The organism is Companilactobacillus sp., from assembly GCF_022484265.1.
Classification (GTDB): Bacteria; Bacillota; Bacilli; order Lactobacillales; family Lactobacillaceae; genus Companilactobacillus.
The window spans coordinates 740153-766568 of sequence record NZ_JAKVLR010000001.1 but is presented as its reverse complement, the minus strand read 5'-3'; the positions used below and the strand labels follow the sequence as shown (position 1 = coordinate 766568).

Annotated in this window: 32 protein-coding genes; all 32 read left to right on the top strand. The window is 39.2% G+C overall.

From position 1 onward, the window contains the following. Positions 1–28 precede the first annotated feature (28 nt). From LKF16_RS03915 to LKF16_RS03760, 32 genes are read left to right on the top strand one after another with little or no spacing between them, the layout of a single operon-like run. Complete coding sequence (locus LKF16_RS03915; protein WP_291468829.1) at positions 29–1693, top strand: propanediol/glycerol family dehydratase large subunit; 1665 nt, start codon at positions 29–31, stop codon at positions 1691–1693. Positions 1694–1722: 29 nt separating this feature from the next. Further along, entirely contained in the window at positions 1723–2442 is a 720-nt protein-coding gene (locus LKF16_RS03910; protein WP_291468827.1) for a propanediol/glycerol family dehydratase medium subunit, read from the top strand. A gap of 17 nt (positions 2443–2459) precedes the next feature. Next, positions 2460–2990 (top strand): diol dehydratase small subunit, encoded by a 531-nt coding sequence (locus tag LKF16_RS03905; protein WP_291468825.1) that lies wholly within the window; start codon positions 2460–2462, stop codon positions 2988–2990. A 23-nt stretch (positions 2991–3013) separates the two neighbouring features. After that, a complete protein-coding gene (locus LKF16_RS03900; protein WP_291468823.1) occupies positions 3014–4846 on the top strand; it encodes a diol dehydratase reactivase subunit alpha in 1833 nt (610 codons plus the stop codon). Beyond that, complete coding sequence (locus LKF16_RS03895; protein WP_291468821.1) at positions 4846–5211, top strand: glycerol dehydratase reactivase beta/small subunit family protein; 366 nt, start codon at positions 4846–4848, stop codon at positions 5209–5211. Before LKF16_RS03900 ends, LKF16_RS03895 begins: the two co-directional genes overlap by 1 nt. Positions 5212–5213: 2 nt before the next feature. Then, positions 5214–5666: a BMC domain-containing protein gene (locus LKF16_RS03890; protein WP_291468818.1), complete on the top strand. Its 453-nt coding sequence runs from the start codon at positions 5214–5216 to the stop codon at positions 5664–5666. 14 nt (positions 5667–5680) lie between these two features. After that, positions 5681–5959: a BMC domain-containing protein gene (locus LKF16_RS03885; RefSeq protein WP_269464895.1), complete on the top strand. Its 279-nt coding sequence runs from the start codon at positions 5681–5683 to the stop codon at positions 5957–5959. Positions 5960–5988: 29 nt separating this feature from the next. Continuing rightward, positions 5989–6636, top strand: coding sequence for a phosphate propanoyltransferase (gene pduL, locus LKF16_RS03880; RefSeq protein WP_291468817.1), 648 nt, complete (start codon positions 5989–5991; stop codon positions 6634–6636). A gap of 26 nt (positions 6637–6662) precedes the next feature. Then, positions 6663–7178, top strand: a complete 516-nt coding sequence (pduM, locus tag LKF16_RS03875; RefSeq protein ID WP_291468814.1) for a PduM family microcompartment protein — start codon at positions 6663–6665, stop codon at positions 7176–7178. Beyond that, positions 7159–7428, top strand: a complete 270-nt coding sequence (locus LKF16_RS03870) for a EutN/CcmL family microcompartment protein (protein ID WP_291469396.1) — start codon at positions 7159–7161, stop codon at positions 7426–7428. Before pduM ends, LKF16_RS03870 begins: the two co-directional genes overlap by 20 nt. An 11-nt stretch (positions 7429–7439) precedes the next feature. After that, on the top strand, positions 7440–8012 hold the full coding sequence (locus tag LKF16_RS03865) for a cob(I)yrinic acid a,c-diamide adenosyltransferase (protein ID WP_291468812.1): 573 nt from the start codon (positions 7440–7442) through the stop codon (positions 8010–8012). Between the two features lie 2 nt (positions 8013–8014). Next, a complete protein-coding gene (locus LKF16_RS03860; RefSeq protein ID WP_291468809.1) occupies positions 8015–8488 on the top strand; it encodes a GlcG/HbpS family heme-binding protein in 474 nt (157 codons plus the stop codon). Further along, the gene (locus tag LKF16_RS03855; protein WP_291468807.1) at positions 8488–9906 is read left to right on the top strand and encodes an aldehyde dehydrogenase family protein; all 1419 of its coding nucleotides are present in this window, start codon (positions 8488–8490) and stop codon (positions 9904–9906) included. The genes LKF16_RS03860 and LKF16_RS03855 overlap by 1 nt, the downstream gene beginning before the upstream one ends. A 16-nt stretch (positions 9907–9922) precedes the next feature. After that, the gene (locus LKF16_RS03850) at positions 9923–11050 is read left to right on the top strand and encodes a 1-propanol dehydrogenase PduQ (protein ID WP_291468805.1); all 1128 of its coding nucleotides are present in this window, start codon (positions 9923–9925) and stop codon (positions 11048–11050) included. Between the two features lie 28 nt (positions 11051–11078). Next, positions 11079–12254, top strand: coding sequence for an acetate/propionate family kinase (locus LKF16_RS03845; RefSeq protein ID WP_291468802.1), 1176 nt, complete (start codon positions 11079–11081; stop codon positions 12252–12254). A gap of 15 nt (positions 12255–12269) precedes the next feature. Continuing rightward, positions 12270–12620, top strand: a complete 351-nt coding sequence (locus LKF16_RS03840) for a BMC domain-containing protein (RefSeq protein WP_291468800.1) — start codon at positions 12270–12272, stop codon at positions 12618–12620. A gap of 56 nt (positions 12621–12676) precedes the next feature. After that, on the top strand, positions 12677–13609 hold the full coding sequence (locus LKF16_RS03835; protein ID WP_291468798.1) for an energy-coupling factor transporter transmembrane component T: 933 nt from the start codon (positions 12677–12679) through the stop codon (positions 13607–13609). Continuing rightward, positions 13543–15183 (top strand): ABC transporter ATP-binding protein, encoded by a 1641-nt coding sequence (locus tag LKF16_RS03830; protein ID WP_291468796.1) that lies wholly within the window; start codon positions 13543–13545, stop codon positions 15181–15183. The genes LKF16_RS03835 and LKF16_RS03830 overlap by 67 nt, the downstream gene beginning before the upstream one ends. Further along, positions 15173–15853, top strand: coding sequence for an ECF transporter S component (locus LKF16_RS03825; RefSeq protein WP_291468795.1), 681 nt, complete (start codon positions 15173–15175; stop codon positions 15851–15853). The genes LKF16_RS03830 and LKF16_RS03825 overlap by 11 nt, the downstream gene beginning before the upstream one ends. 13 nt (positions 15854–15866) lie before the next feature. Then, entirely contained in the window at positions 15867–16325 is a 459-nt protein-coding gene (locus LKF16_RS03820) for a EutP/PduV family microcompartment system protein (protein ID WP_291468793.1), read from the top strand. Further along, complete coding sequence (locus LKF16_RS03815; RefSeq protein WP_291468791.1) at positions 16322–17101, top strand: inositol monophosphatase family protein; 780 nt, start codon at positions 16322–16324, stop codon at positions 17099–17101. Before LKF16_RS03820 ends, LKF16_RS03815 begins: the two co-directional genes overlap by 4 nt. Before the next feature lie 12 nt (positions 17102–17113). Continuing rightward, positions 17114–17683 carry a cob(I)yrinic acid a,c-diamide adenosyltransferase gene (locus LKF16_RS03810; RefSeq protein WP_291468789.1) on the top strand — a complete coding sequence of 190 codons (570 nt, stop codon included), beginning with the start codon at positions 17114–17116 and terminating at the stop codon, positions 17681–17683. Positions 17684–17701: 18 nt separating this feature from the next. Then, positions 17702–18220, top strand: a complete 519-nt coding sequence (locus LKF16_RS03805) for an ECF transporter S component (RefSeq protein ID WP_291468787.1) — start codon at positions 17702–17704, stop codon at positions 18218–18220. Continuing rightward, entirely contained in the window at positions 18220–19287 is a 1068-nt protein-coding gene (locus LKF16_RS03800; protein ID WP_291468785.1) for a pyridoxal phosphate-dependent aminotransferase, read from the top strand. Before LKF16_RS03805 ends, LKF16_RS03800 begins: the two co-directional genes overlap by 1 nt. 2 nt (positions 19288–19289) lie before the next feature. Next, positions 19290–20675: a cobyrinate a,c-diamide synthase gene (locus LKF16_RS03795; RefSeq protein WP_291468783.1), complete on the top strand. Its 1386-nt coding sequence runs from the start codon at positions 19290–19292 to the stop codon at positions 20673–20675. Further along, the gene (gene cbiB, locus LKF16_RS03790; RefSeq protein WP_291468781.1) at positions 20676–21629 is read left to right on the top strand and encodes an adenosylcobinamide-phosphate synthase CbiB; all 954 of its coding nucleotides are present in this window, start codon (positions 20676–20678) and stop codon (positions 21627–21629) included. It begins immediately after the preceding gene. Positions 21630–21639: 10 nt separating this feature from the next. Beyond that, positions 21640–22299: a cobalt-precorrin-8 methylmutase gene (locus tag LKF16_RS03785; protein ID WP_291468780.1), complete on the top strand. Its 660-nt coding sequence runs from the start codon at positions 21640–21642 to the stop codon at positions 22297–22299. 4 nt (positions 22300–22303) lie between these two features. Then, positions 22304–23437 carry a cobalt-precorrin-5B (C(1))-methyltransferase CbiD gene (gene cbiD, locus LKF16_RS03780; protein WP_291468777.1) on the top strand — a complete coding sequence of 378 codons (1134 nt, stop codon included), beginning with the start codon at positions 22304–22306 and terminating at the stop codon, positions 23435–23437. Next, positions 23434–24036, top strand: coding sequence for a cobalt-precorrin-7 (C(5))-methyltransferase (locus LKF16_RS03775; protein WP_291468775.1), 603 nt, complete (start codon positions 23434–23436; stop codon positions 24034–24036). The genes cbiD and LKF16_RS03775 overlap by 4 nt, the downstream gene beginning before the upstream one ends. Then, positions 24026–24592: a decarboxylating cobalt-precorrin-6B (C(15))-methyltransferase gene (locus LKF16_RS03770; protein ID WP_291468773.1), complete on the top strand. Its 567-nt coding sequence runs from the start codon at positions 24026–24028 to the stop codon at positions 24590–24592. Before LKF16_RS03775 ends, LKF16_RS03770 begins: the two co-directional genes overlap by 11 nt. Further along, positions 24592–25365 (top strand): cobalt-precorrin-4 methyltransferase, encoded by a 774-nt coding sequence (locus LKF16_RS03765; protein WP_291468771.1) that lies wholly within the window; start codon positions 24592–24594, stop codon positions 25363–25365. Before LKF16_RS03770 ends, LKF16_RS03765 begins: the two co-directional genes overlap by 1 nt. Next, the gene (locus LKF16_RS03760) at positions 25352–26410 is read left to right on the top strand and encodes a cobalt-precorrin 5A hydrolase (RefSeq protein WP_291468768.1); all 1059 of its coding nucleotides are present in this window, start codon (positions 25352–25354) and stop codon (positions 26408–26410) included. The genes LKF16_RS03765 and LKF16_RS03760 overlap by 14 nt, the downstream gene beginning before the upstream one ends. Positions 26411–26416: the final 6 nt, after the last annotated feature.

Genomic DNA, 26416 nt, shown 5'->3' with positions numbered 1-26416 from the left:
AAATATATCCAGACGTGAGGTGGATAATTTGAAGAGACAAAAGAGATTTGAGGAGTTGGAAAAAAGACCAGTTCATGAAGACGGTTTCGTTGATGAATGGCCTGAAGAAGGTTTCGTTGCAATGGACGGACCTTACGATCCCAAACCTAGTGTAAAAATTGAAAATGGTGAAATTGTTGAATTGGATGGTAAGAAAAAAGAAGATTTCGATTTGATCGATAGCTTCATTGCTAAACATTCAATCAACAAAGACACAACTGAAAAAGTACTTGCCATGGATTCACAAAAGATCGCCAACATGTTGTGCGATCCTAATGTTACTCGTGACAAGATCATCCCAATTACTACCGGATTTACACCTGCAAAGGCTGCCGAAGTAATCGAACAACTTAATTTCGTTGAAATGATGATGGCTACTCAAAAGATGCGTCCACGTAAGACACCAGCAACACAAGGACACGTTACAAACATTCGTGATAATCCTGTTTTGATTGCTGCTGATGCTGCTGATGCAGCCTTGAGAGGTTTTCCTGAACAAGAAACAACAACAGCCGTTGCTCGTTACGCACCATTAAATGCCATTTCAATCATGGTCGGTGCTCAAACTGGACGTCCTGGTGTTCTTACACAATGTTCAGTTGAGGAAGCTGAGGAATTGAGTTTAGGTATGCGTGGTTTTACTGCTTATGCCGAAACAATTTCCGTTTATGGTACTGAACAAGTATTTACCGATGGTGATGATACACCTTGGTCCAAAGGATTCTTAGCATCATGTTATGCATCCCGTGGACTAAAGATGCGTTTCACATCTGGTTCAGGTTCAGAAGTTATGATGGGATATGCCGAAAAGAAATCAATGCTTTATCTTGAAGCACGTTGTATTTTCATCACAAAAGGTTGTGGTGTACAAGGTCTTCAAAATGGTGCTGTTTCATGTATCGGTATCCCCGGAGCTGTTCCTTCAGGTATTCGTGAAGTTCTAGGTGAAAACCTTCTATGTATGGCAATGGATATTGAATGTGCTTCTGGTAATGACCAAGCATTCTCACATTCAGACATTCGTAGAACTGAAAGATTATTGGGTCAATTCCTTGCCGGAACTGATTACATTTCATCAGGTTATTCGTCAGTTCCTAACTATGACAATACCTTTGCTGGTTCAAACATGGATGCAACTGATTATGACGACTACTATGCTATGCAACGTGATTTGAAGGTCAATGGTGGTTTGGTCCCTGTTAAGGAAGCAGACATCATCAAGGGTAGAAACAAAGCTGCTAAAGCCTTGCAAGCTGTCTTCAAGTCACTAGATCTTCCTGAGATCACTGACGAAGAAGTTGAAGCTGCTACTTATGCATTTACTTCAAAAGATATGCCAGAACGTAACATGGTTGAAGATATGAAAGCTGCTCAAGACATCATGGATAGAGGAGTTACAGGTATCGACATCATCAAAGGTCTTTATGCAGGTGGCTTCACAGATGTTGCCCAAGCCGTATTGAACCTTCTACAACAAAGAATTGCCGGTGACTTCCTACAAACTTCAGCTATCTTTGATAAAGACTGGAACGTTATTTCAGCCGTAAATAATACAAATGATTACAACGGTCCTGGCACTGGATATCATATCGATGACGAGCTATGGAGCAAGATCATTGATATTCCAATGGCAATCAACCCATCAGATGTATAAAAAGATAGTATGAAGGGAGGTCCAAATTTATGAGTGAAGAAATTAATGAAAAATTATTAAGAGACATAATCCGTCAAGTTATTGCCGAAACAAAATCAACTGACAAGAAAGTTGACTTCCAAGGTGGTAATTCAAGTAGTGCTACTAATTCTGCAACTGCTACAGCAACAAAACCTGCACCAGGTACAGATGCACCACTTCAACTAGACTGGTTCAAACATGTTGGTCCAGCTAAGAAAGGTACTTCAACTGACGAAGTTGTCGTTGCTGTTCTTCCTGGATTTGCGGAACATATGACTGAAAACTTGAAAGGTATCAAACATAAAGATATTCTTCGTCAAGTTACAGCCGGAATTGAAGAGCAAGGACTCAAAGCTAGAGTTATCAAAGTTTACCGTACAGCCGATGTTTCATTCGCCGGTGCTGAAGGTGACCAATACTCAGGCTCAGGCGTTGCAATCGCTATTCAATCTAAAGGAACAACTATTATTCATCAAAAGGATTTGGAACCATTATCAAACCTTGAATTGTTCCCTCAAGCACCAGTTATTGATTTAGATACTTATCGTGCTATCGGTGCTAACGCAGCCAGATATGCCAAAGGTGAATCACCTACACCTGTTCCAACTGTTAATGATCAGATGGCTCGTGTTAAGTATCAAGCTAAATCAGCTTTGATGCACATTAAGGAAACAAAATATGTTGTACCTGGAAAGGGACCAGACGAAATCGAAGTTAACTTCGACTAATCTAGCAGGTGGTATAAATGACAGAAATAAACGATTTAATTAGCAAAATTGTTAACAACGTTCAAGAAGAACAAGCTAACAGCTCATCAAATACAACCGCAAGTTCACAATCAACAACTGCAACTGCTGGCAAAACAATGACTGCTGCTGATTACCCATTCTTCCAAAAACATCCTGATCTAGTTAATGCCCCAACTGGCAAAAACGTTAAGGAAGTTACTTTGGAAGCCGCAATCAACGGTCAAGTTAAACCAGAAGACTTACGTATTTCACCAGCTACATTAAAAGCTCAAGGTCAAATTGCTGCGAGTGCTGGTAGACCATCAATTCAAAGCAACTTTGATCGTGCTGCTGAATTAACAAAAATTCCTGACGAACGTGTTCTTGAAATGTACAGTTCACTTAGACCTTACCGTTCATCAGAGCAAGAATTGTTAGACATGGCAGACGAACTCGAAAACAAGTATGGTGCAAAGATTTGTGCTAACTTCGTTCGTGAAGCTGCAACAGAATACAAAAAACGTAAGAAACTCAAAGGAGATAACTAGTTTAACGCTAGTTAGTGATTAATTTGCAAAGAGTAATTGGCGTTGATATAGGTAATTCATCTACTGAAGTTGTGTTAGCTGAAATTGCAAATGATGGGTCTATTAATTTCATAAATTCCAACATTGCTGAAACTACTGGTATCAAAGGTACCAAGCAAAACATGATGGGAATTAGAAATTCGATCAATGGATTGCTGACAAAAAGCGATATTACCATTGACCAAGTTGATTTGATCAGAATCAACGAAGCAACTCCTGTTATCGGGGATGTTGCTATGGAGACAATTACTGAAACTGTTATCACCGAGTCAACTATGATTGGCCACAACCCCAAGACGCCAGGCGGTGTTGGAGTTGGTATCGGTTATACAATTGATATTCGTGATTTAGCAGAAAAAGGACAAGATGGTCGCGACTACGTGGTGATCGTTCCTAAGGAATTAGACTTTGGGGACGTAGCTAAGTTGATCAATACATATTGGCAACATGGCTACCACATTACAGCTGCTATCTTGCAATCAGACGATGGGGTTTTAGTTGATAATCGATTAGATAAGACTATCCCAATCGTTGATGAAGTTGCCTTCATCGATAAGATACCGGTAAATATGTTGTCGGCCGTTGAAGTTGCTGATAAAGGTAAGGTTATTTCACAATTATCTAACCCTTACGGTATTGCAACAGTCTTCAATCTATCTTCTGAAGAAACTAAAAATATTGTTCCAGTTTCACGTGCTTTGATCGGTAACAGATCCGCGGTTGTTATCAAGACTCCAAAGGGTGACGTTAAAGAAAGAGTCATTCCTGCAGGTTCGATCACAATCCATGGTAAGCCAGCTCCTAAGACAGTTGGTCTATCAGGTGGTGCAAACAAGATCATGGAGGCTGTTTCATCATTTGATCAAATCGATGATGTTACAGGTGAAGCCGGAACTAACATCGGTGGCATGCTTGAGCGTGTTCGTGAAACGATGGCTAAGTTGACTGATAAGCAAATGGATGACATTGCTATTCAAGATCTACTTGCAGTTAACACCTCAGTTCCAATCAACGTTAAAGGTGGTCTGGCAGGCGAGTTCTCAATGGAACAAGCTGTTGGAATCGCATCAATGGTTAAGTCAGATCATTTGCAGATGTCAATGATCGCAGATGAAATGGAAAAAGCCTTTGGTGTCCACGTTGAAATTGGTGGTGCTGAAGCTCAATCAGCTATTCTTGGTGCCTTAACTACGCCAGGAACATCAGCTCCAATGGCCATTTTGGACTTGGGTGCTGGTTCGACTGATGCATCGATCATCAATCCTGATGGCGAATCTGTTGCGATTCACTTGGCAGGTGCCGGTGATATGGTTTCAATGATCATCAATTCTGAACTAGGATTAGACGATATTTACTTAGCTGAAGATATTAAAAAATATCCGCTAGCAAAAGTAGAAAGTTTGTTCTTCATTCGCCACGAAGACGGAAGCGTTCAGTTCTTTGACAAAGCATTGCCTGGTAATTTATTTGCTAAGACAGTTGTTGTTAAGCCTGACGGTTTTGTCCCAGTGCCTGGTGATCTAAGTATTGAAAAAATTAAAACTATCAGACAAACAGCTAAGAAACGTGTCTTTGTTGAAAATGCCATTCGTGCATTGAAGCATGTTTCTCCAACTGGAAATATTCGTGATATTCCATTCGTAGTTATTGTCGGAGGGTCTGCACTAGACTTTGAAATTCCACAATTAGTTACTGATGAATTATCGCATTACAACTTGGTTGCTGGACGTGGAAACATTCGAGCAATCGAAGGCCCACGTAATGCCGTTGCAACTGGCTTGATATTATCGTATGCAGAAAGTTTGAGGAATAAATAATGGATGTAAAAAAGCCTGAAATATTTATTGCAAAAGCTGACAATTCAAGATTATTTCAAACAGCCCTGTATGGAATCGAGGAGGAAGGAATTCCTTTTCGCGAGATCAACGATGACGACATCGAGAATCTATCAAGCATGTCAACGGTTCAAAAGGCATACCAAGCTGCATTAGCTTCACAATTAGGTGTTGGTTTAGCTTACGATGATAACTTCGCATATTTACATCAAAAAAATCTTCCAGAGATGGAACCACTTTTTAAAGTAAATATTTCAGATCAAGAAGATATCAATCATTTGGGAACTAATGCTGCACGTTTAGTAAAAGGCGTTCCATTTAAAGACATAAAAGAAAAGGGTGAATAAAAATGAGTGAATCCCTTGGATTAGTCGAAGTTGTTGGTTATTCAACAGCCGTATATGTTGCTGATGCAATGGTCAAAACTGCTGACGTTCAAATTGAAAAAGTTGAACGTGCCAGAGGCGACGGCTGGATGACTGTTTATGTTACAGGTGACGTTGGCGCTGTTAACGCCAGTGTACAAGCTGGTGAAGACAAGGCCCAACAAGTTGGAAACTTTGTATCGTCTAGAGTTATTGCTAGACCAGCTAATGATTTAGCTGAATTCAGTTATGCAAAGAGCGGCGCACCAATTGCTCCAGAAACAGAATCTGATGATGAAAAAGCTGAATCAGACAAGACTGAAAAAGCAGAGACAAAAGACGAGACAAGTTCCAACTCGAAGTCAACTACAACAAGACGTACAAGAAGCACTAGAAACACAAGAACAAACAATTCGAACAACAATAAGAAAAAATAAACTCGGAGGAAACAATTATGAATAACGCTTTAGGAATGATCGAAACAAAAGGTTTAGTAGGTGCTATTGAAGCTGCCGATGCTATGGTTAAGGCTGCTAACGTATCTCTTGAAGGATACGAAAAAATTGGTTCAGGATTAGTAACAGTTATCGTTCGTGGTGATGTTGGTGCTGTTAAAGCTGCCGTTGATGCAGGTACTTCATCAGCTGAAGAAGTTGGAGAAGTTGTATCAAGCTACGTAATCCCTCGTCCACACGCAGATGTTGAAAAAATCTTACCAAACAACAAATAATCTGTAATTACTAGAGTGGAGGAACACGTATGAATGACGAACAACTACGCGAAACGATTCGTAGAATCATTAGCGAAGAATTAAACAAAGATGATGGTGGAATTCCAATTGGTGTTTCAAATCACCATATCCACCTTTCAGAAGAAGACTTTGCCACATTGTTCCCAGGTCAAAAGTTTGAATTGTATCGTCAATTGAAACAACCTGCTGACTTTGCTGCAAAGCAAACCGTTGATCTTATTGGACCTAACGGTTTCCAAGTTAACCATGTCAGACTTCTTGGACCAGCAAGAAGTCATTCACAAGTTGAAATTTCAAGAACAGAAGCTCGTCAATTAAACATTGATGCTCCTATTCGCTTGTCAGGTAATCTTGATGGTGCTCCATCAATTACTGTTAAATCACCAAATGCTGAGATTCAAGTTCAAGGTGTTATCGCTGCAAAGCGTCACATCCACATGAGCTTAGCAGATGCTGACAAGTATGGTCTCAAATACGGTGATATCGTCAAAGTTGAAGTACGTTCAAAAGATCGTAAGACAATTTTTGAAGATGTTGTTGCTAGACCTAGAAAAGACTTCGTTACTGAAATGCATATTGATACTGACGAAGCTAATGCAGCTAACGTTCAAAGTGATACAAAAGCTTACATCATCCAAGATGATGACAACAAATAGACCTTTTAGAAATGGTGGTGACCTAGATGAATAATGATCAAGATAAATTGATCGATACCGTGATGAAAGTCATCGAAACTAGATCACATAACACTTTTAAGGTTGAAAGTACGGGCCAAGTACCCAATGCTGAAGTTTTTTTGGCAAATAAAAAAGCCATCGTGTCGTCACTGGACTTGTCATTAGTTCGTGATTTGAATGATTTTAATTTGAAAAATCCTTGGGTCGATTGGATTCAAAAAGGTTTAAGTTATGATGTTGAATTTGAAATGAAACTCGGATTTTCAGATTTACAGTTGTTGCCTTGGAATTTGGTTGTCCGAACACCGTTTGCTTTTATCAGCAAAGATGATAAGTCAATTAATGCAATTCAAAGATCAGCTATTACTAGAAACGACGTTATGTTTTTAGATAATGGCAGCTATCTGTTGAAGAGTCACCATCAATTGATCACGGATTACGCCAAAGAAGAATTATATTCTAGAAAAATAGAAACAGTTGAAAGGATTGAAGAAAATGTACATGGGAATTGTGGTTGGTAGTGTTGTATCTACTCAAAAGGCCCATTCATTGGTCGGTAAAAAGTTAATGATCGTCCAACCAATCGATAGTGCAAAAAATCCGGTACGTTGCGAAGAGGTGTCAATCGACACTGTCGGCGCAGGTATTGGTGAGGCTGTTCTATTAGTAAGAGGTGCAGCTGCTCGAATCTCTGATACAAAAAATGGTCCAGTTAGAAATGAGGCCAGTGATTCTGCAATTGTAGGAATAATCGATAGGTTTGATAAGTAGAGGAACAGATTATGGGAATTTATACAAAAAAGGGCGACAAAGGTAAGACTTCTCTGTATGACGGAACTCGAGTTAAGAAGTACTCATTACGAGTTGAAACATACGGTTCCATTGACGAGTTAAATAGTCAGATCAGTGTTGCACAAAAGTTTTGTAAAGATCCAAAAAACATAGAACTTCTTGATACGATTCAAAACAATCTTTTTATCGTTGCGGGTGAATTGGCCAACGAAGATGCCGCTAACTTTTACAAAAATAGTAAAAGTATCGGCGCCGACGATACAAAACTACTTGAAAATGTTATTGATGAATACACTGCAAAATTACCAGTTCTACACGAGTTCATTTTGCCTGGACGAAGTGTAGCCGGTGCGCATTTGCATTTATGCCGTTCTGTATGTCGTAGAGCTGAGAGGCTGGTCGATCATCTAAACGATGAGACTACGATCCGTCCCGATGTTTTGAAATACGTGAACCGTTTATCAGATTTTCTATACATCTTGGCCAGAGACGAAGATTATGTCGATCAGTTAGAAGGCTTAGTTGATAAAATTCTTGAAACATATAAGAAAGAAGTGAATTAACGATGACACCAGAAAATATTTTTGTAAAAATGCAAAGCTCAATTAAAAACACTGATGGCACTTCAGCCTTTGACAGACACAATCTTCAGAAGGCTCTAGATGCCGGTGAGAAAAAAGCAAATGATATGAACGTTGGCGTAACGATGTGCATTACTGATGCATATGCACAACCAATTTTGATGTATCATATGCCAAACGCAAACATGGTCAGCTTGGAACTAGCTCCTAAAAAGGCATGGTCAGCTGTAGCCATGAAGATGCCTACTAAAGATATTAGCGATCAAATTCAACCAGGTGCACCTTTGTATCAAATGGGTGGCATGTTGGATGGAAAATTAGCATCATTTGCTGGTGGTAATCCAATTATCGTTAATAACCAAATCATTGGCTCAGTAGGAGTAAGTGGCGGTGCTGTTGAGGAAGACCAAGCTGTCAGTCTAACAATCGTCAACTATATTTTGGAAGGACTTAAATAATGGATAATTTAGAAGATAAAATTAGAAGCATCCTAAGCGAAGAATTACAAAATGCTACAAACGGTAGTTCAAGCAATGGATCTGCTGATTCAGGCGAAAATGGTATTTTTGATAATGTTGACGATGCTATTGCAGCTGCAAAAGTTGCAGAAGATTCATATATCGATGCATCAATCGAAACAAGAAACAAAGTTATCGATGCTATTAAAACAGGTTTCAAGCCATACATCGAATGGATGGCTAAACAAATTAAAGAAGAAACAGGTATGGGTACTGTCGAAGCAAAGATTGCTAAGTTAAACAATGCTTTGTATAACACACCTGGTCCTGAAATTCTTCAACCAGAAGCTGAAACAGGCGATGGTGGTTTGATCATGTACGAATATGCACCTTATGGTGTTATTGGTGCTGTTGGACCATCAACTAACCCTTCAGAAACTGTTATTGCTAACGGTATCATGATGCTTGCTGGTGGTAACACTGTATACTTCGGTGCTCACCCAGGGGCAAAGAACATCACTCGTTGGACAATCGAAAAATTGAACGAATTTGTATATCAAGCAACTGGTCTTAAGAACTTAGTTACAGGTATCAAAGAACCTTCAATCGAAGCTGTTCAAACAATGATGAAACATCCTGACATCGCTGCCTTATCAGTTACTGGTGGTCCAGCCGTTGTTCATCAAGCCATGACAAGTGGTAAGAAAGCAATCGGTGCTGGTGCTGGTAACCCTCCAGCAATCGTTGATGCAACAGCTGACATTGATTTAGCTGCTCACAACATTGTTGATTCAGCTTCATTTGATAATGATATTTTATGTACAGCTGAAAAAGAAGTTGTCGTTGAAAAACCTGTTAAAGATGAATTGATCCAAAAGATGGAAGCAGAAGGTGCCTTCATGGTATCTAACAAAGCTGACATCGACCGTATGATCGATATGACAATCAACAAGAACGGTACACCTAACCGTAAGTTCGTTGGTAAAGATGCTACATTCATTCTTGACGAAGCTCATATTTCATACACAGGCAAGCCTAAGATCATCATCTTGGAAGCTGACAAAGATCATCCATTTACATTGACAGAAATGTTAATGCCTATCATTCCAGTAGTTTGCGAACCTGACTTTGACTCTGTTTTGAAGACAGCCGTTTACGTTGAAGGTGGAAACCACCATACAGCTTCAATCCACTCAAACAACTTGGTTCAAATCAACAAAGCTGCTCACCGTATGAACACTTCAATCTTTGTTGTTAATGGTCCTACATATTCAGGTACTGGTGTTGGATTTACAGGTGCATCAGCACTTACAATCGCTACACCAACTGGTGAAGGTACAACGACTGCTAAGTCATTCACACGTCGTCGTAGATTAAACTCACCACAAGGATTCTCATTGAAGACTTGGAACAACTAAAAAGGGAGTGTAAATAATGGTAGTAGATTTCAGTTTAAAGCCACATGTAATCTCTGGCAAAGATAGTCTCGATACACTCGATGCCATTAAAGATCAAACGATCCTTTTGGTTTGTGATCCATTTCTTGATGGTAGCGAAGAATTAAACAAGATCCGTAGTCATTTTCATGCTAACAATCATGTTGAGGTCTTTTCAGACGTTAAGCCTAATCCTCCATTAACAAATATTATTGAGGGCGTTGGCGTTTTTGAAAAAGTTAAACCTACGATCATGATCGCTGTCGGTGGTGGTTCAGCCATCGATACAGCTAAGGCAATTCGTTTCTTCGGTGAAAAAGTCGTTGATCAAAAGATCGGCTGCTTTATCGGTATCCCTACAACTAGTGGTACTGGTTCAGAAGTTACAAACACAGCTGTTATTACTGATGAGAAGAACAATGTTAAGTTCCCAATCATGGAAGATTACTTAACACCTGATATCTCATTGTTGTACCCAGAACTAGTTATGAGTGCACCTGCATCAGTATCAGCATATTCAGGTTTGGATGTTTTGACACATTCGCTTGAATCATTAGTTGCTAAAGATAGTAACTTGTTTACAGAAGCTTTCTCTGAAAAAGCTATGAGCGTCATTTTTGACGATTTAGTTGAAGTTGTTATGAAACAACCTAAGAACTATGAGTTGAGAAAGACAGTTCATGAAGCATCAACTGCCGCTGGTATGGCATTTAATGCTGCTGGTCTTGGCTTCTGTCACTCAATTGCTCATCAATTGGGTGCAATCTTCCACGTGCCACATGGGTTAGCTTGTGCAATGACACTCCCATATGTCGTTGAATACAATGCTGCACATAGTGAAGAGGCTTTGCATAAGTATGCAGCCGCTGCACGTAAGTGTGGATTAGTTGGCAATGGTGCCGGAGATAAAGTTGCTGTTAGAAAGATCGAAAACACAATTCATCAAATGATGTCACAAATGAATTGTCCAAAATCACTACGTGCTTTTGGCGTTGATCACAATAAAGCAGTTAAAGAAGCTGACCGTGTCATCGAATATGCTAAGAAAGACGGTACCTTCCCAGGTAACCCTGTAGTTCCTAGCGATGATGATCTACGTGCAGTTTATGAAAAAGTTATTGGTTAGTTAAATTTTTAGAAGTGGATGGGATATTATGGTATCAAAAATTTTGGCAATAAATTCCGGGAGTTCTTCTCTAAAGTTTAAGTTGTTCGAAATGCCCGAGGAAAACTTGATTGCAAAAGGTGTCGTTGATCGTATCGGTTTTGACGATGCAGTCTTTGAAGAATCTTTTGATGGTCAAGATAAAAAGCAAACTTTAAGTGTTCCCGATCATAACAAAGCAGTTCAATTAGTTATCGACAGTTTAGTCGATAATAAGATCGTCGCTAGTTTGAACGAGATCAAAGGTGTTGGACACCGCATCTCAAACGGTGGGGAAAAATATGAAAAGGCAGTGATCGTCGACGACGATGTGGAAAACACAATTGATAAATTGTCAGCACTATCGCCATTGCACAACCCAGTAAACTTATTGGGTATCAAGGCCTTTGATCATGTTTTACCAGATACTCCGCAGGTAGCAGTTTTTGATACAGCCTTTAACGCTACTATCCCTCCAGAAAATGCAGTTTATGCTTTGCCTTATGAATATTACAAAAAATACGGCGTAAAGCGTTTTGGATTCCATGGACCTAGTCATCAATACATCAAGGAACAAGTCGAAGACTTATTCCCTCATGCAGATAAAAAAATTATTAGCTGTCATCTTGGCAATGGTGCCAGCATCTCAGCTATTAAAGATGGCAAAACGATCGATAATTCAATGGGCTTTACACCATTGGCAGGATTGGTCATGGGAACACGTTCAGGAGATCTAGATCCGCAGATTTTTCCATTCCTTCAGGAAAATGAACATCTAGATGCCGAACAAATGAAAGACGTTCTCAACAAAAAATCTGGTCTACTTGGTATTTCAGGAGTTTCTAGCGATCTCCGTGATGTTGAAAAGGCTGCTGATGATGGCAACGAGCGTGCTGTCTTAGCGTTAAAAGCTTTCGTTCACCGTATTCAATCTTACATCGGTTCATATATTGCTGATCTTGATGGAGTTGATACGATCGTCTTTACAGCTGGTATTGGTGAGCATGATGCTCGAATGAGAAAGGCTGTAATGGAAAACTTCCACTTCATTGGGGCAGAAGTTGACGATGAACGTAACAAGAGTAACGAACTAGTCATCAGTTCCGATGACAGTAAGATCAACATTGCTGTTATCCCAACTGACGAAGAGATCGTTATCGCTCGCGATGTATTTAAATTAGTTTAACTAGGATGAATTAAAATGGCAGAACACAATGGATTAAGACGAGTCATACAAGAATCAGTACCAGGTAAGCAAATTACCTTAGCACACGTAATTGCCATGCCTGATACTAAAATCTTAAGAAGTATTGGAATCGATGAAACTAATATTTCTATTGGTATAATTACCATAACGCCTCCTGAGGCAGCAGCTATCATCTCTGATATAGCCAGCAAATCAGGCGATGTTAAGATTGCTTTTATCGACCGTTTTAGTGGTTCGGTTGTTTTAATGGGGGATGTCAGTTCAGTTGAGTCCGCTTTAAGAAAGGGCATTGATGCCTTGCATCAGAAACTAGGGTTTGATATCCCTGAAATAACAAAATCATAAAAATAAAATGGTCACACTATTTAGTGTGTCCTTTTATTTTTTATGGAGAAAATTCGATGAATAAACTAATTAAAAATTTTACGATGAGCGTCAACAATTTAACTATCTTGCTATATTTGGTCAATGTCATCTTTATCTCATTGATCTTCAATAACCCATTTATTACTAGTAGCTTATTGGTCATTCTTTTGATCATGAGTTGGTTAGTTCGCAGAGAAAAGTTCAAGAGTTTTTTACTGGCTTCTCTGACAATTTTCTTACTAACTGTCTTATTTAATTTATTCGTTAATCAAAACGGGTCGAATATTTTATTCAAAATTCCGTTTTTGACAGTTTCAACTCAGTCAATTACGAATGGTTTTATTTTAGGCATTTCATTTATGAATATTTTGTGGTCATTTTACTTATATGACGCTTTAACTCACACCAAATTAATTTTCGAAATCTTGTCCAATGTTTTCAAAAGTATAGCCATTATTTTTATCCTAACTGTCAAATTTATTCCCAAAATCATCGATATTTTTCGAGACGTTCGACAACTTTATAAGTTCAGAAATAGTGCTCCTGTAAGGGTTTACGGTTTTTCTAAGCGGATCAAACAGACGATGAATTTAAACGAAATTGTCCTAAATAAGTCGATTTCTAACTTCATGAACATGTCTGACTCGCTCATCAGTAAAGGGTACAATCAAAGAAGGCAAAGTTTTGTGCATGAGACCAACAAGTTAAGCGACTACATTTTGCGAGTTGTGATGCTAGTTTCAATTGCATTTAACATTGTAATGATCACTAATGGTTTTGGTCAGGTAAACTTCGGGTCTGGTCAAGTCAATTTCAAATTTGATATTTGGATTGCCTTGATCATCTTGCTGAACTTCTTAGCAATCGTCTACCCATTATTGATAGGAGAATTTCATTACTTATGGTGGAAATCGTTCATTTCGAGAACTACAGCTTCAAGTACTCCAACAGTTCAAAAATATCGTTAGACCAAGTCAACTTGTCGATCAATAAAGGAGACTTCACGCTTATTATCGGGAAAACCGGTAGCGGGAAGAGCACTTTGTTGCGACAGTTAAAGCCCGAACTTGCTTTGGGAAAGTCGACTAATGGTCAGATGACGTTGTTTAATGGCGACGATGATCAAGATTTTAGTCGTGTCGCTTATATATCCCAGTTCGTTGACAATCAAATGGTTACTGAGACCCCTCGAGATGAATTTCATTTTGTACTTGAGAATCAAGGCATGGGACCTGACCAGATCCATTCCAAAATTGCAGAGATCGCAAGTTATTTCGATATTGTCGATTTAATGGATCTCAAAGAAGAGGAGTTATCTGGTGGTCAAAAGCAAATCATTAATCTAGCTGCTGCATTGATTTTGAATCCTGAGATCTTATTGTTAGATGAACCCACATCGCAATTGGATCCAATTACATCTGAGAAGTTTTTCCGGATGGTTGAAAAGATCAATAGCGACTTGGGAATCACCATCATTTTGGTTGAACACGCCTTAGAACAGGCAGTATTTTACGTGAATCGTATTGTTTTGATCGAATCTGGTCACATCATGATGGACGAGACAACTGATCAAGGGCTACGAAAGCTTTTTACAAAAGACGATTATCGCAATTATTTGCCACAAGTAGACCGTCTATTCTTGGAAGATCAACTGGACGAGGTGTTTCCAACCGTAAAACTGCCACTGACCAACCGCAGAATGAATAACATCATTTCTCAGCAGTCGCAGTATTTAACTTACCGAGATCACGTTACTCATAAAGTAAATGAGTCTGACAATATCCTGGAATTGAAACGATTAACATTTCGGTTTGAGTTTAACCAATCAAATATTTTGGATGACATTACTTTTAAACTTCAAAAAGGCAAAGCCTATGCGATCTTAGGACCTAACGGTGTCGGTAAAACAACACTGCTCAAGGTGATCACTAAACAGTTAGAACAGTTGTCTGGTTCGATCAAGCTCGATGGCCAAAATACTAAGCGTTTAGGGCAAGACTTTTATGCTAAGGTATTCGTCTTGCCACAGAATCCAGCCTTGTTGTTCGTGACTGATACGGTCAAAGAAGAGATCCAATATCAGTTGAGTCAAAACCACGCTAAAGTCACAGATGAGTTAGTCAATGAATATTTAGAGAAGTATCAGCTGACTTCCTTAAAAGATACTAGTCCTTACGACATTAGTGGAGGACAGCAGGAATATTTGGCTCTGGTAATTGGCTTGATCAAAAATCCTGAGTTGTTGTTTTTAGATGAGCCAACTAAGGGATTGGATCCTAACATTAAACAACGCGTTGCTCAGATGCTGCGTGAATATCTTGACGGTGGCGGTACGATTTTAGCCAATTCGCATGATATTTTATTTTCGGCCAGATATTTTGACTATGTCTCATTAATGTTTGACGGGAGATTAGGGAAATTTGAACCACCAATAGCTTTCTTCCCAGATAAATATTTTTACACGACTGAAATTAATAAGGCAGCTCGGGATTATTTCCCCAAAGCCTTGATATGGGAGGACATTGTTCAAAATGAATCGTAGATTATGGTTATTGTTGATTGCCTCAGTGGTGATCTTAGTGTTGTTAGATGCACTTGGCAGTAAAAATTATTTGTTGCTGTCGTTTATCTTTTTGTTTGTCACGATGGGAGTTTATTTCTGGCGATTTGAACGTTCGGGAAAGAATTCTCGAGAGGTTGTCTTTATCGCGATAATTTGTGCTTTAGCGGTAGCAGGACGGATTTTTCTAGCAGCATTTTCATCACTAAAGCCAGAATTGTTCATCTTGATCATGGGTGCCTTAGTCAGTGGCCCTGAGACCGGATTTTTGATGGGTACGATTATTGCTTTAGCATCCAACATGTATTTTGGACAAGGTGCATGGACGCCATGGCAAATGTTTGCTCTAGGAATCGTGGGAATAATTTCTGGATTGATGGCAAACAAAAAAATCCCAGTTTGGGCATTAGCTATTTGGGGCTTTGTTTCAGGATTTTTATACGGGTGGATCATGGATATTTATTTCATTCTCGGTTTTGTCAAACCGATCACACCTAAGAGTACATTGACGGCAATTATTGCCAGTGTGCCATTTGATCTGACTCATGCGATATTTACAGCAGTTTTGTTGCTGCTATTAGGTAAAGCTTGGATCAAGATCTTCCAAAGATATAAAACGAAATATGATTTATTTAACAGTCAAACAGAGTAACGGAGTGATGATTATGAAAAAAGCATTTTTAGTTGGAGCAGTCGGTTGTGGAAAAACTACGTTTAAGCAAGTCATGATGAATGAAAAACGTAATTATGACAAAACGCAGTCAATCGAATATTTTGATAACTTGATCGATTCGCCAGGCGAGTTTACTGAACATCGCCGGATGTATTCGGCTTTAAATGTTACGGCAAACTCATCTGACGTAGTAGTCATGATGCAGAGCGTCGTTGATCATCGACAAATTTTTTCACCAGGATTTGCACGGATGTTCTTAAAACCCGCTATTGGCGTAGTTACAAAAATCGACCGTGCTAAAGATGAAGGTGACCTTGAATTTGCAAAAGATCAATTAGTCTTAGCTGGAGCAACCAAAATCTATTACATTTCAAATGTTGAAGATCCTTCTCCAGACAATGAGATAGATAAATTGATCGATTATTTGAAAGAGGATGTGGTTAAAAAATGAAACCGACCGAAACAGAAGTGTTAAACAATTTGACATCCTGGATTCTTTCGGCCAACAAATACGTTCATGAGCATTTGAATTCAATCAACGATATTCGGACCAAGTCGGGCGAATATGATCTCGTTACGAGTATCGATGACAAGGTAGAACAGATGCTTGATGCAAGTATTACAGAGAAGTATCCAGATGCAGTCATCATTGGCGAAGAAAAGAAAGTTAAAGATTATTCCAAAATCGAGCAAGGATTGGTATTTTTCGTTGATCCTATCGATGGAACGCTTAACTTAGTCAAAAAGCATGACTGCTTTGCCATCATGATCGGCGCATATTACGATGGAAAGCCATTGTGTGCCGGGATCATGGATGTCATGAATAATGAGTTTTACTGGGGCGGCATTGAGACCGGCGTATATTGCAACGATACTAAATTGCATCCGGCAGTTGAGCAACCGCTCAAAGAAGGATTAGTTGGCGTTTCTTGGAGACAATTTTTGAAGAATGCCTTTGAAGAGATTAGGATCGCAAGAAGTAGCGCTGGTATCAGAGTTATGGGTAGTGCTGGTTTGGAATTCGTTGAAGTCATTACTGGCAAGCATATTGCGTATCTAGCAACGCTTAACCCTTGGGACATTGCAGCCGGCAATGTGTTGGTTCAAGCCTTAGGCTATCGAATCAGCAACGTCAACGGTAATCCGATCAATTTGAAAAAGGTCAACCACATCATGGTGGCCAACCCTCAAACTTATCGAGATATTAGAAAAATTCAAGCTTATTAATGGAGTATTTTTATGAAAATATACACCCGCACTGGTGATAAGGGTAAAACCCGCATCATTGGTCACGACGTCTTATATAAGTCTGACAAAAGAGTTGAATCATACGGAATGATTGATGAATTGAATTCTTTTGTAGGTTTGACAATTTCTGATTTATCTGAGAAAACTAAAATTTTTGAAAAAGAACTTTTTGAAGTTCAACAATTATTATTCGACTGCGGTTCCGACTTGGCCAAATCGCCAACACAAACTAAGCGGCCGTTTGTTTTCACAGCCGAGAATCACGCAACTGAGTGGTTAGAATCACGAATTGATGAATATACAAAAGAATTGCCGAAAGTTCAGAAGTTCATTTTGCCAGGAGGATGCAAAACTGCTTCTAACTTACATGTTGATCGCACGGTCACGCGTAGGGCAGAGCGTGCAATTGTCGACTTGATGAAAGATGAGCCTATTAACGAGGAAGTTTTAAAGTTCATTAATCGTCTTTCAGATTACTTTTTCACCTTATCGCAATACGCCAATATTTTAGAAGGCGTCGATGAAGTGGAGTACCGCAACAGCAAAATTATTTTTAGATAGTTTCAAGAGGGAGAAATTATGAATAACGCACGCATCAAAAAATTAACTTTTACCGCAATTATTTTAGCTTTATGTATTATCGGAGCCAATATTAAAATTATGGGTTCAGTCGCCTTAGATGCCTTTCCAGCATTCTTTGGTGCGATTGCTTTAGGACCAATTGCTGGAGCTTTTCTAGGATTGTTCGGACATTTGGTATCCGCAATGCTTTCAGGGTTCCCGTTGACTTTACCAGTACATTTGATCATTGGATTTTGCATGATGGTCACAATGTTTGTCTATGGCTGGATCAGAAAAGGCGACCGCAGTATGAAGTGGCAATACATTATTTTGTCTGACGTTGTTGGATACGCTTTGAACGTGCCATTGGAATTAGTATTGCTTTATCCAATTTTGAAACAAGCAGTTTATGTCTACTTTGTGCCACTAACAATTGCCTCAGTTGTGAACATTATCTTAGCCGAAATAGTATACATTTTATTAAAATCTCGTTTTCCAAGAATCATCGATATCTTTAGAAGCGAGGATAAAAAATAATGTCGCAAGTAAAGCATGGTGGCTACGGTCGTGAATTGAAGTCCGACGTTCCGATCACTGACTTTAGTGCCAATATCAATCCGCTTGGGGTTCCTGAAAAATTACTTTCCAGTATTCAAAAATCGTTATCAAATTTAATTTATTATCCGGACGTTAACTATCAAAATTTACGTCAAAATTTAGCGCAATTATACCAATACGATATGAATAAAATCTGGGTCGGTAATGGATCAGTCGATTTGATTTTTAACATCATTGAGATCTTGAACTCGAAAAATGCCTTGTTGTTAGCACCGACCTTTGGTGAATACGAACATGCTTTTACTAAGAGTGGTGCAGAGATCACGCATTATTTTCTCAAAGAAGAAAATGACTTCAACTTAGACGTCAACGAATTGATCAACTTTTTAAAAAATGATCATAGCATTGACACTATTTGCTTGTGCAATCCTAACAACCCAACCGGTACGTTAGTTAATAAGTTCCAGTTACGTCAGTTAACTAGTTATTGCAACGATAATGGTATTTGGCTGATCATCGATGAAGCTTTTAACGATTTTATCGCCAACAAGCAAGACTATACATTTGCTGGTGAAATTAATGAGGACGATTCAGTCGTGATCATCAAATCGTTGACTAAGTATTATGCGATTCCAGGACTGCGTTTAGGGATGGCATTGTTGCCAAATAAACAATTTTTAAATACCTTGATCGATTACTGCGAGCCTTGGTCGGTCAACACCTTTGCTGCTGAGTTAGGTCCTGAAGTGTTCAATGATCAAGACTATGCTAAAAAAACTGCTGATTGGCTACAAAATGAAAAAAACTTTTTAGAAGCAGAGTTATCTCACATTCCTAATCTGAAAATGTATCCGTCAGCGGTGAATTACTACTTATTGCATTGCGATACGTTTGACCTTTATCAAGAGCTACTGGACGCAGGGATTTTGATCCGCAACTGTGACAACTATGTTGGTTTAACTCAAGGCTATTATCGAATAGCGGTAAAATCACATGCTGAAAATCAACTGCTAGTTGAGCAATTAAATAAGCTTTGCAGGAGGTAGTCATGAAAAAATTTTTATTAGCTGGGGCTACTAGTGGCGTGGGTAAAACTAGTGTCACTTTAGGTGTTATTTCAGCTTTGGTTCAACGTGGCTATTCAGTTCAGCCATACAAAGTGGGACCTGATTATGTCGATACGAAATTTCACAGTCGCGTGTCCGGACATGCCTCACGCAATGTTGACGACTATTTGATTCCAGACGATGACACCTTGAAGTATTTGTTTGAAAAGGACACCGAGGATATCGACCTGGGAATCGTTGAAGGCGTTATGGGATTATACGATGGCTTAGGTAGCGACAAGGATGCTCACTCAACCGCATCAATGGCTAAAAAATTAAACCTGCCAGTGATTTTGATCGTCAGTGGTAAATCCATTTCGACTTCAACTGCCGCTGTAGTGAAAGGATTTGTCGATTTTGATCCAGCTGTCAACATTGCTGGAGTCATTATCAACAACGTCATGAGCGACAATCATTACAACTTGATCAAACAAGCAATCCAAAGATATGTTCCCAATGTTCCTGTACTAGGGTATTTGAAATTCAACAAAGATTTAGAATTGCCGTCACGACAATTAGGACTAGTGCCTGATGCAGAAGTCTCTGCAGTCGATTCGAAAATCGCGGGATTGTCAAAATTGATCTCAGAAAATATCGACCTGGATAAGATCCTGGAATTAGCCAGTTCTCAACCGTTAACCTATCAGGGAACTTTTGCTAAGGAAATGTCTAAACTGCCAACTAACCCAATCTCAATTGGCATTGCCAAAGATGATGCCTTTAATTTTTACTATCGCGATAATTTAGAATTGCTCAAGGATTTAGGTGTGAAATTAGTTCCATTCAGCCCAGTGAATGATCCTCATTTACCAAAAGTTGATTCAATTTGGCTCGGTGGTGGCTATCCTGAGGAAAAATCAGCTGAACTGGCCAATAATATTTCGATGAAAAATGAGATCAAAGAGTTTTCCGATGCCGGCAAACCAATTTTTGCAGAATGCGGTGGACTAATGTATTTAGGCAAAGATTTGATCAATGAAGATGGTTCGATCCATCAAATGGCCAACATTTTCGATGGATCTAGCAAGATGACTAAACGCCTCCGCAAATTTGGTTACTGCCAAGCAGAACCTAACCAAGATTGCTTTATTGGAAAAGAGTCAGCCATTATTTATGGGCACGAATTCCATCATTCAACTTTTGAACCAAGTGAAAATTCAAATTTAAAAACAATTTTAACTATGAAAAAATATCGTGATGAAGAACTCGCTAGCACTTGGACGGGTGGCTATCAATCGAAAAACACTTTTGCTAGTTATCTTCATGTACACCTGTATCAATCTACTGAAGCTGCCAAAGCTATTTTGAAATCGTTAGGAGTCATTTAAATGAATATTATTTTGATGACTATTTTTGGATTTATTTTAGATCTTATCTTAGGTGATCCATACAGTTGGCCACACCCAGTTAAGTTAATGGGTAAGTTGATCGATGTGATCGATAAGAAAATAGAAGCTGGTGATTATTCACCCAAAAAACAAATTCATTTAGGAATTTGGATGTGGATCATAGTTGTTGGTACGACCGGGATTTTGACTGGCTTGATCATGTATCTAGCTCATTTTAACTACTGGGCATACATGATTATTGGAACTTACTTAGCCTATACGACAATTTCCGTTAAAGGATTAGCGTTTGAAGCTCGAAAAATTATTAAATCGTTGAAAAAAGACGATATCAAAACTGCCCGTTATCAACTCTCAATGATCGTTGGACGGACAACAGATGACTTGAATGAAGAAGAAATTTCTAAAGCTACCATTGAGACGATTGCTGAAAATACTAGCGATGGCGTGATTGCACCGTTAATGTACTTACTCATTGGCGGACCAGTGTTAGCGATGATCTATAAAGCTGTTAATACGTTAGATTCAATGGTCGGTTACAAAAACACCCGTTTCAAAAATATTGGTGAGGCGTCAGCCAAAATTGACGACGTCTTTAACTTTATTCCTGCACGTTTGACTTGGGTGTTAATGACTTTTGCTACTTTGGTGATGCGTCTGAACTTTAAAGAAGCTTGGCAAGTAGGTAAACGTGATCACAACAAGCATCGCAGTCCTAACAGCGCTTATCCTGAATCAGTAGTGGCTGGCGCATTAGATTTGCAACTTGGTGGACCACACGTTTACTTTGGCGATGTTGTCAAAAAACCATTCATTGGAAATGATTCAGGTAAGACAGCTACTGTAAAAGATATTTCTAAAACGATTCAAATTTTATATGTGACCGCTTGTATAACTTTGGTTGTTTTTTGTGCAATCAGACTAATTTTTGTTTAGGAGAAAAACTTTGAAAGATAGAAAATACATCAAGATTCCCAACCAAATCACCGATAAGAGTTTTGAAATGATCCAAGATGAAATTGATCAAACTCGTCCGGATTATCAATTCAATTCAGAAATTGAAGCAGCAATCATCAAGCGGGCAATTCATACAACCGCTGACTTTGATTACTTGGACACTATTAGTTTTACTGGCGATGCTATCAAAAAAGTTAAACACGTTTTGACTCACCAAGGAGTAATTTATACCGACACAACTATGGCAATGTCAGGGATCAACAAACGCAAATTGGATGAATTGGGTGTTAAGCATCACTGCTTGATTGCTGAACCTGAGACCTTCAAGTTGGCAAAAGAACGAGGAATCACACGTTCAATGGCAGCTATTGAATTAGCTGCTCAAGACCCAACTGAAAAAATGTTTGTGGTTGGTAACGCGCCAACTGCACTCTATAAGATCATCGACATGCAGCAAGCTGGTAAGCTTGATGCCTCGGTCGTTATTGGAGTTCCAGTCGGTTTTGTTGAAGCTAAAGAAAGTAAAGTTGCACTTGATGAAAGTGACATTCCATCAATCGTAAATATTGATCGTAAAGGTGGTAGCAATTTAGCTGCCGCGTTAGTCAATGCAATTTTGTACAACCTAGATTTAATCGAAGGAGACTGATCTGATGGTTGAAAAAAATGAACAGGATTACGTTTATTACAACGGAAAACGACTTCGAAAGGGATTTACGACTGGTACTACTGCAACAGCAGCCTCAGTCGCCGCTTTAAAAATTTTGTTGTCGCAAGAGCCGATGGAGGAAATCACTGTCAATGCTGCTAATGGACAACCAGCGGAGTTTCACTTAGAAAGCGTTGAATATGACGCCGAGAAGGCCACAGTCGGCATCAAAAAAGACGGAGGCGATGACCAAGACGCGACTCATGGGATGATCGTCTACTCAACTATTAATTTACGAGATGACAATGAGATCACCTTAGATGGTGGAAAAGGTATCGGTCGTGTGACTCAAAAGGGTCTGGCCAATCCTCCAGGGATGGCCGCTATCAATCCAGTGCCTCGTAAGATGATCAAACAATCTGTTCGCGATATTTTAGGCGAGGACCGTGGTGCCGATATTATCATTTCCGCTCCAGAAGGTGTTGATATAGCCAAGCTTACTTACAATCCAAAATTAGGTATTGTTGGTGGAGTTTCGATCTTAGGAACTAGTGGCATTGTGACGCCGATGTCTGAAGAAAGCTGGAAACATTCAATCTCCATTGAGATGAATATTCATCGAGAACGTGGCGATGAAGACATCATTTTGACACCGGGAAATTACGGTGAAGATTTCACCAAGAATGTTTTGAAACTACCACTAGACAAACAAGTTCAAATGAGCAATTTCGTCGGTTATGTTTTACATGAAGTCCAACGGTTAGGATTTAAACGTTGCTTGATGGTCGGAGACCTTGGGAAGTTTATCAAAGTTGCCGGTGGAGTCTTTTCGACTCACAGTAAAGATGCCGATGCCAGAGCTGAGATCATGGTAGCTAATCTTGCCTTGATGGGCGCTCCGCAATCCCTGATCAATGACGTTTATAGCAGTTTAACTACGATCTCGATGGTCGATTATATTGACAAAGCTGGATACCAGAAGGTCTATCAACAAATCGTTGATCGAATCAAGTATCGTTCTGAAAAATTATTAGCCCATCGCCAGCCACAAGTTGAAATCGATGCAGTGATTTTTTCTGGACAAAAATTTTTAGCATCGACACAAGATTTAGCTGTTTTAAAGGAGATTTGGAAATGATCACGGTGACCGGTATTGGCCCGGGAGCAGAAGACCTAATGATTGGAAAAGTTGCTCAAGAGGTTCAAGCAGCAGAGTTAGTCATTGGCAGCAAGCGTCAATTGGATTTATTTGATTTACCAAGTGATAAACAAATGGTTTTGCCGAAATTAATGAAACTCAAGGAATTCTTGTTGGAACATACTGACATGAAAATTGTCTTGTTAGCATCCGGAGATCCTTACTTGTATGGCATCGCTAACTGGATCAAAAAGGAGATCACCAATCAAGAAGTAGTGGTGGTCCCAGGAATCAGTTCGATTCAGTATTTATTCAATCGAGTCGGTATTCCCATGAATGATAGCTATTTGACTAGCAGTCACGGAAGAACTCCTGATTTTGATTTTCTTTTGCAACACAAAACAATTTGCATGGTGACTGACGGCAAAATTGGGCCTTACGAAATTGCTCAAGAGATCAAACAACGTCAGCAACATCGACTTATTTTTATCGGTGAAAATCTGAGCTATCCCGATGAGTTGATCACTAAAACAAATGAAACAGAAATACAGAATCGAAAATATCAAATGAATGTGGTGTTGATAACAGATGAAAGATGACCTATTTATTAGAACCAAAGTTCCGATGACCAAGTCGGAGGTTCGCTCGATCAGTTTGGACAAATTGCAGCTTCAGGCTAAAAACAGCTTTTTAGATATTGGTTCGGGAACTGGCAGCGTCAGTATGCAAGCAGCTTTGGAATTTCCTGAATTGAAGATTGTTGCCCTGGAAAAAAATCCTGACGCGATCGAGATCAATCAGACGAATATCAAACATTTTGGAATTAATAATATTGATCTGCAGGTAGGAACCGCACCAGAAGATCTCCCAGATGAAAAATTCGACAGTATCTTTGTTGGCGGTTCTGGTGGCGAATTGTCGCAGATCATTGACTACTCGTATCAGCATTTAACTGACAAAGGAATGTTAGTGTTGAATTTCATTTTGAACGAAAACGCTCTTGAAGCCATTGACTATTTGGAACATTCAGATTTTACCGACTTAGATGTGATCCAAGTTGCTGTTTCTAAGTGGCATCAATTAGGTAAAGGGCATTATTTTAAGCCTCAAAATCCCACAATAATTATTAGTGCACAAAAAGGAGAACAAGAATAATGGCAATCGTAAGTTTTGTTGGAGCAGGTCCTGGTGATCCAGATCTGATCACATTAAAGGGATACAAGAAATTACAGACCGCTGACGTCGTTATCTACGCTGGTTCATTGGTCAACAAGCAATTACTCGACTACTGTAAAAAAGACGCTGAGATCTACAATTCAGCCGAAATGGACCTACCTGAGATCATCGATCGGATGGATGTTTCCATCAAGGCAGGAAAAGACGTGGTTCGGTTACAAACTGGAGATTTTTCAATCTATGGTTCTGTCCGTGAACAAATTGAAGAGATGAAGAAAAAAGACATTCCGTTTGATTTTGTACCTGGTGTTAGTTCTTTCTTAGGCGCAGCTTCACAGATGGGCGTTGAATATACCGTTCCAAAAATCTCACAAAGTGTTGTTATTACCAGAATGTCAGGTCGTACACCGGTCCCAGAAAAGGAATCTATTCAGTCATTTGCCAAACATCAAACTTCAATGATCATTTTCTTATCCGTTCAAGGCGTTAGAAAAGTGGTCCGTGAATTGATCGAAGGTGGCTATCCTGAATCTACACCAGCTGCTGTGATCTACAAGGCAACTTGGCCTGATGAAAAGCAAGTTCATGGAACATTGGCAGATATTGGCGACAAGGTCAAAGAAGCTCATATTACTAGAACTGCTTTGATCATGGTCGGTGAATTCCTCGGCGATGAATACAATTATTCCCATCTTTATGATCCAACCTTCACGACTGGCTTTAGAAAAGGCAAGAAAGATGTCACTAAATAAAACCAAAATTGCCATCGTCTCGATCACTAACAAAGGCACTGAGTTAGGCGAGATGGTCAAACAAATTTTTACCAGCGAGGACGCGATGCTATACGCACCGGCACGGGTAAAAAATCCTAATGTTGATGTCCCAATTGAAAAAGGAACATTTACATTTACCGTTCAACAACTTTTTAAACAAGTCGATTGTTTAGTTTTGATCATGGCTACTGGAATTTCAGTCAGAACAATTTCGCCAGTCATTAAAGATAAAACGACTGATCCAGCGGTTTTAGTTGTCGACGAGTTAGGAAATCACGTCATCAGTTTATTATCTGGTCACGTTGGGGGAGCCAATGAGTGGACCGAATTATTGGCTGCAAAATTGAATGCCGAACCTGTGATCACGACAGCAACTGATACGGAAAAAGTTGCTTCGTTGGATATCATGGCTAAGAAATTAAACGCTTGGTATCCTAATTTTAAAGCTAATACTAAATTAATTAACCGAAAATTAGCTGAAAAAGAAACTGTTTATCTCTATATCGAAGAATATTATTTGGATAAAGTGAATTGTCTCACTGGCTTCACAAGGATTCCTAAATCAAAAATTCCAGAAATTGTTGATGCGCCAGTAATTATCGTCTCTGATAAAACTGATTTTGCTAAGCAAGTGAACGTCATTCACGTTATTCCCAAACTTAATGTTCTTGGTGTAGGCTGTCGTAAGAACGTTACTTATGAGATGATGCAAACCACTTTTGCATTGTTTATGAGCATGCATCATTTGGCATGGGATTCGATTGCATCAGTTGCATCGATCGACGTTAAGAAAAATGAAGCTGCAATTTTGTATTTAGCAAAGACCCTAAATGCTGAAACTGAGTTTCATTCTGCTGAAGAATTGTCTGCTGTAGATATCAACTATCCAACGTCTGATTTTGTCAAAAAAACAGTCGGCGTTGGTAATGTTGCTTCTAGTTCAGCCAATTATGTCAGTGGCAATATCGTTTCAATTGATCAGTTCAAAGGAAAAGAAATCACCATGGCATTGAGCCATAAATAATGGAGG

Coding starts and splice junctions, on each gene's coding strand:
- LKF16_RS03910 (WP_291468827.1), top strand. CDS start 1,723: ATGAGTGAAGAAATTAATGAAAAATTATTAAGAGACATAATCCGTCAA.
- LKF16_RS03905 (WP_291468825.1), top strand. CDS start 2,460: ATGACAGAAATAAACGATTTAATTAGCAAAATTGTTAACAACGTTCAA.
- LKF16_RS03895 (WP_291468821.1), top strand. CDS start 4,846: ATGGATGTAAAAAAGCCTGAAATATTTATTGCAAAAGCTGACAATTCA.
- LKF16_RS03890 (WP_291468818.1), top strand. CDS start 5,214: ATGAGTGAATCCCTTGGATTAGTCGAAGTTGTTGGTTATTCAACAGCC.
- pduL (WP_291468817.1), top strand. CDS start 5,989: ATGAATGACGAACAACTACGCGAAACGATTCGTAGAATCATTAGCGAA.
- pduM (WP_291468814.1), top strand. CDS start 6,663: ATGAATAATGATCAAGATAAATTGATCGATACCGTGATGAAAGTCATC.
- LKF16_RS03870 (WP_291469396.1), top strand. CDS start 7,159: ATGGGAATTGTGGTTGGTAGTGTTGTATCTACTCAAAAGGCCCATTCA.
- LKF16_RS03865 (WP_291468812.1), top strand. CDS start 7,440: ATGGGAATTTATACAAAAAAGGGCGACAAAGGTAAGACTTCTCTGTAT.
- LKF16_RS03860 (WP_291468809.1), top strand. CDS start 8,015: ATGACACCAGAAAATATTTTTGTAAAAATGCAAAGCTCAATTAAAAAC.
- LKF16_RS03855 (WP_291468807.1), top strand. CDS start 8,488: ATGGATAATTTAGAAGATAAAATTAGAAGCATCCTAAGCGAAGAATTA.
- LKF16_RS03850 (WP_291468805.1), top strand. CDS start 9,923: ATGGTAGTAGATTTCAGTTTAAAGCCACATGTAATCTCTGGCAAAGAT.
- LKF16_RS03845 (WP_291468802.1), top strand. CDS start 11,079: ATGGTATCAAAAATTTTGGCAATAAATTCCGGGAGTTCTTCTCTAAAG.
- LKF16_RS03840 (WP_291468800.1), top strand. CDS start 12,270: ATGGCAGAACACAATGGATTAAGACGAGTCATACAAGAATCAGTACCA.
- LKF16_RS03835 (WP_291468798.1), top strand. CDS start 12,677: ATGAATAAACTAATTAAAAATTTTACGATGAGCGTCAACAATTTAACT.
- LKF16_RS03830 (WP_291468796.1), top strand. CDS start 13,543: ATGGTGGAAATCGTTCATTTCGAGAACTACAGCTTCAAGTACTCCAAC.
- LKF16_RS03825 (WP_291468795.1), top strand. CDS start 15,173: ATGAATCGTAGATTATGGTTATTGTTGATTGCCTCAGTGGTGATCTTA.
- LKF16_RS03820 (WP_291468793.1), top strand. CDS start 15,867: ATGAAAAAAGCATTTTTAGTTGGAGCAGTCGGTTGTGGAAAAACTACG.
- LKF16_RS03815 (WP_291468791.1), top strand. CDS start 16,322: ATGAAACCGACCGAAACAGAAGTGTTAAACAATTTGACATCCTGGATT.
- LKF16_RS03810 (WP_291468789.1), top strand. CDS start 17,114: ATGAAAATATACACCCGCACTGGTGATAAGGGTAAAACCCGCATCATT.
- LKF16_RS03805 (WP_291468787.1), top strand. CDS start 17,702: ATGAATAACGCACGCATCAAAAAATTAACTTTTACCGCAATTATTTTA.
- LKF16_RS03800 (WP_291468785.1), top strand. CDS start 18,220: ATGTCGCAAGTAAAGCATGGTGGCTACGGTCGTGAATTGAAGTCCGAC.
- LKF16_RS03795 (WP_291468783.1), top strand. CDS start 19,290: ATGAAAAAATTTTTATTAGCTGGGGCTACTAGTGGCGTGGGTAAAACT.
- cbiB (WP_291468781.1), top strand. CDS start 20,676: ATGAATATTATTTTGATGACTATTTTTGGATTTATTTTAGATCTTATC.
- cbiD (WP_291468777.1), top strand. CDS start 22,304: ATGGTTGAAAAAAATGAACAGGATTACGTTTATTACAACGGAAAACGA.
- LKF16_RS03775 (WP_291468775.1), top strand. CDS start 23,434: ATGATCACGGTGACCGGTATTGGCCCGGGAGCAGAAGACCTAATGATT.
- LKF16_RS03770 (WP_291468773.1), top strand. CDS start 24,026: ATGAAAGATGACCTATTTATTAGAACCAAAGTTCCGATGACCAAGTCG.
- LKF16_RS03765 (WP_291468771.1), top strand. CDS start 24,592: ATGGCAATCGTAAGTTTTGTTGGAGCAGGTCCTGGTGATCCAGATCTG.
- LKF16_RS03760 (WP_291468768.1), top strand. CDS start 25,352: ATGTCACTAAATAAAACCAAAATTGCCATCGTCTCGATCACTAACAAA.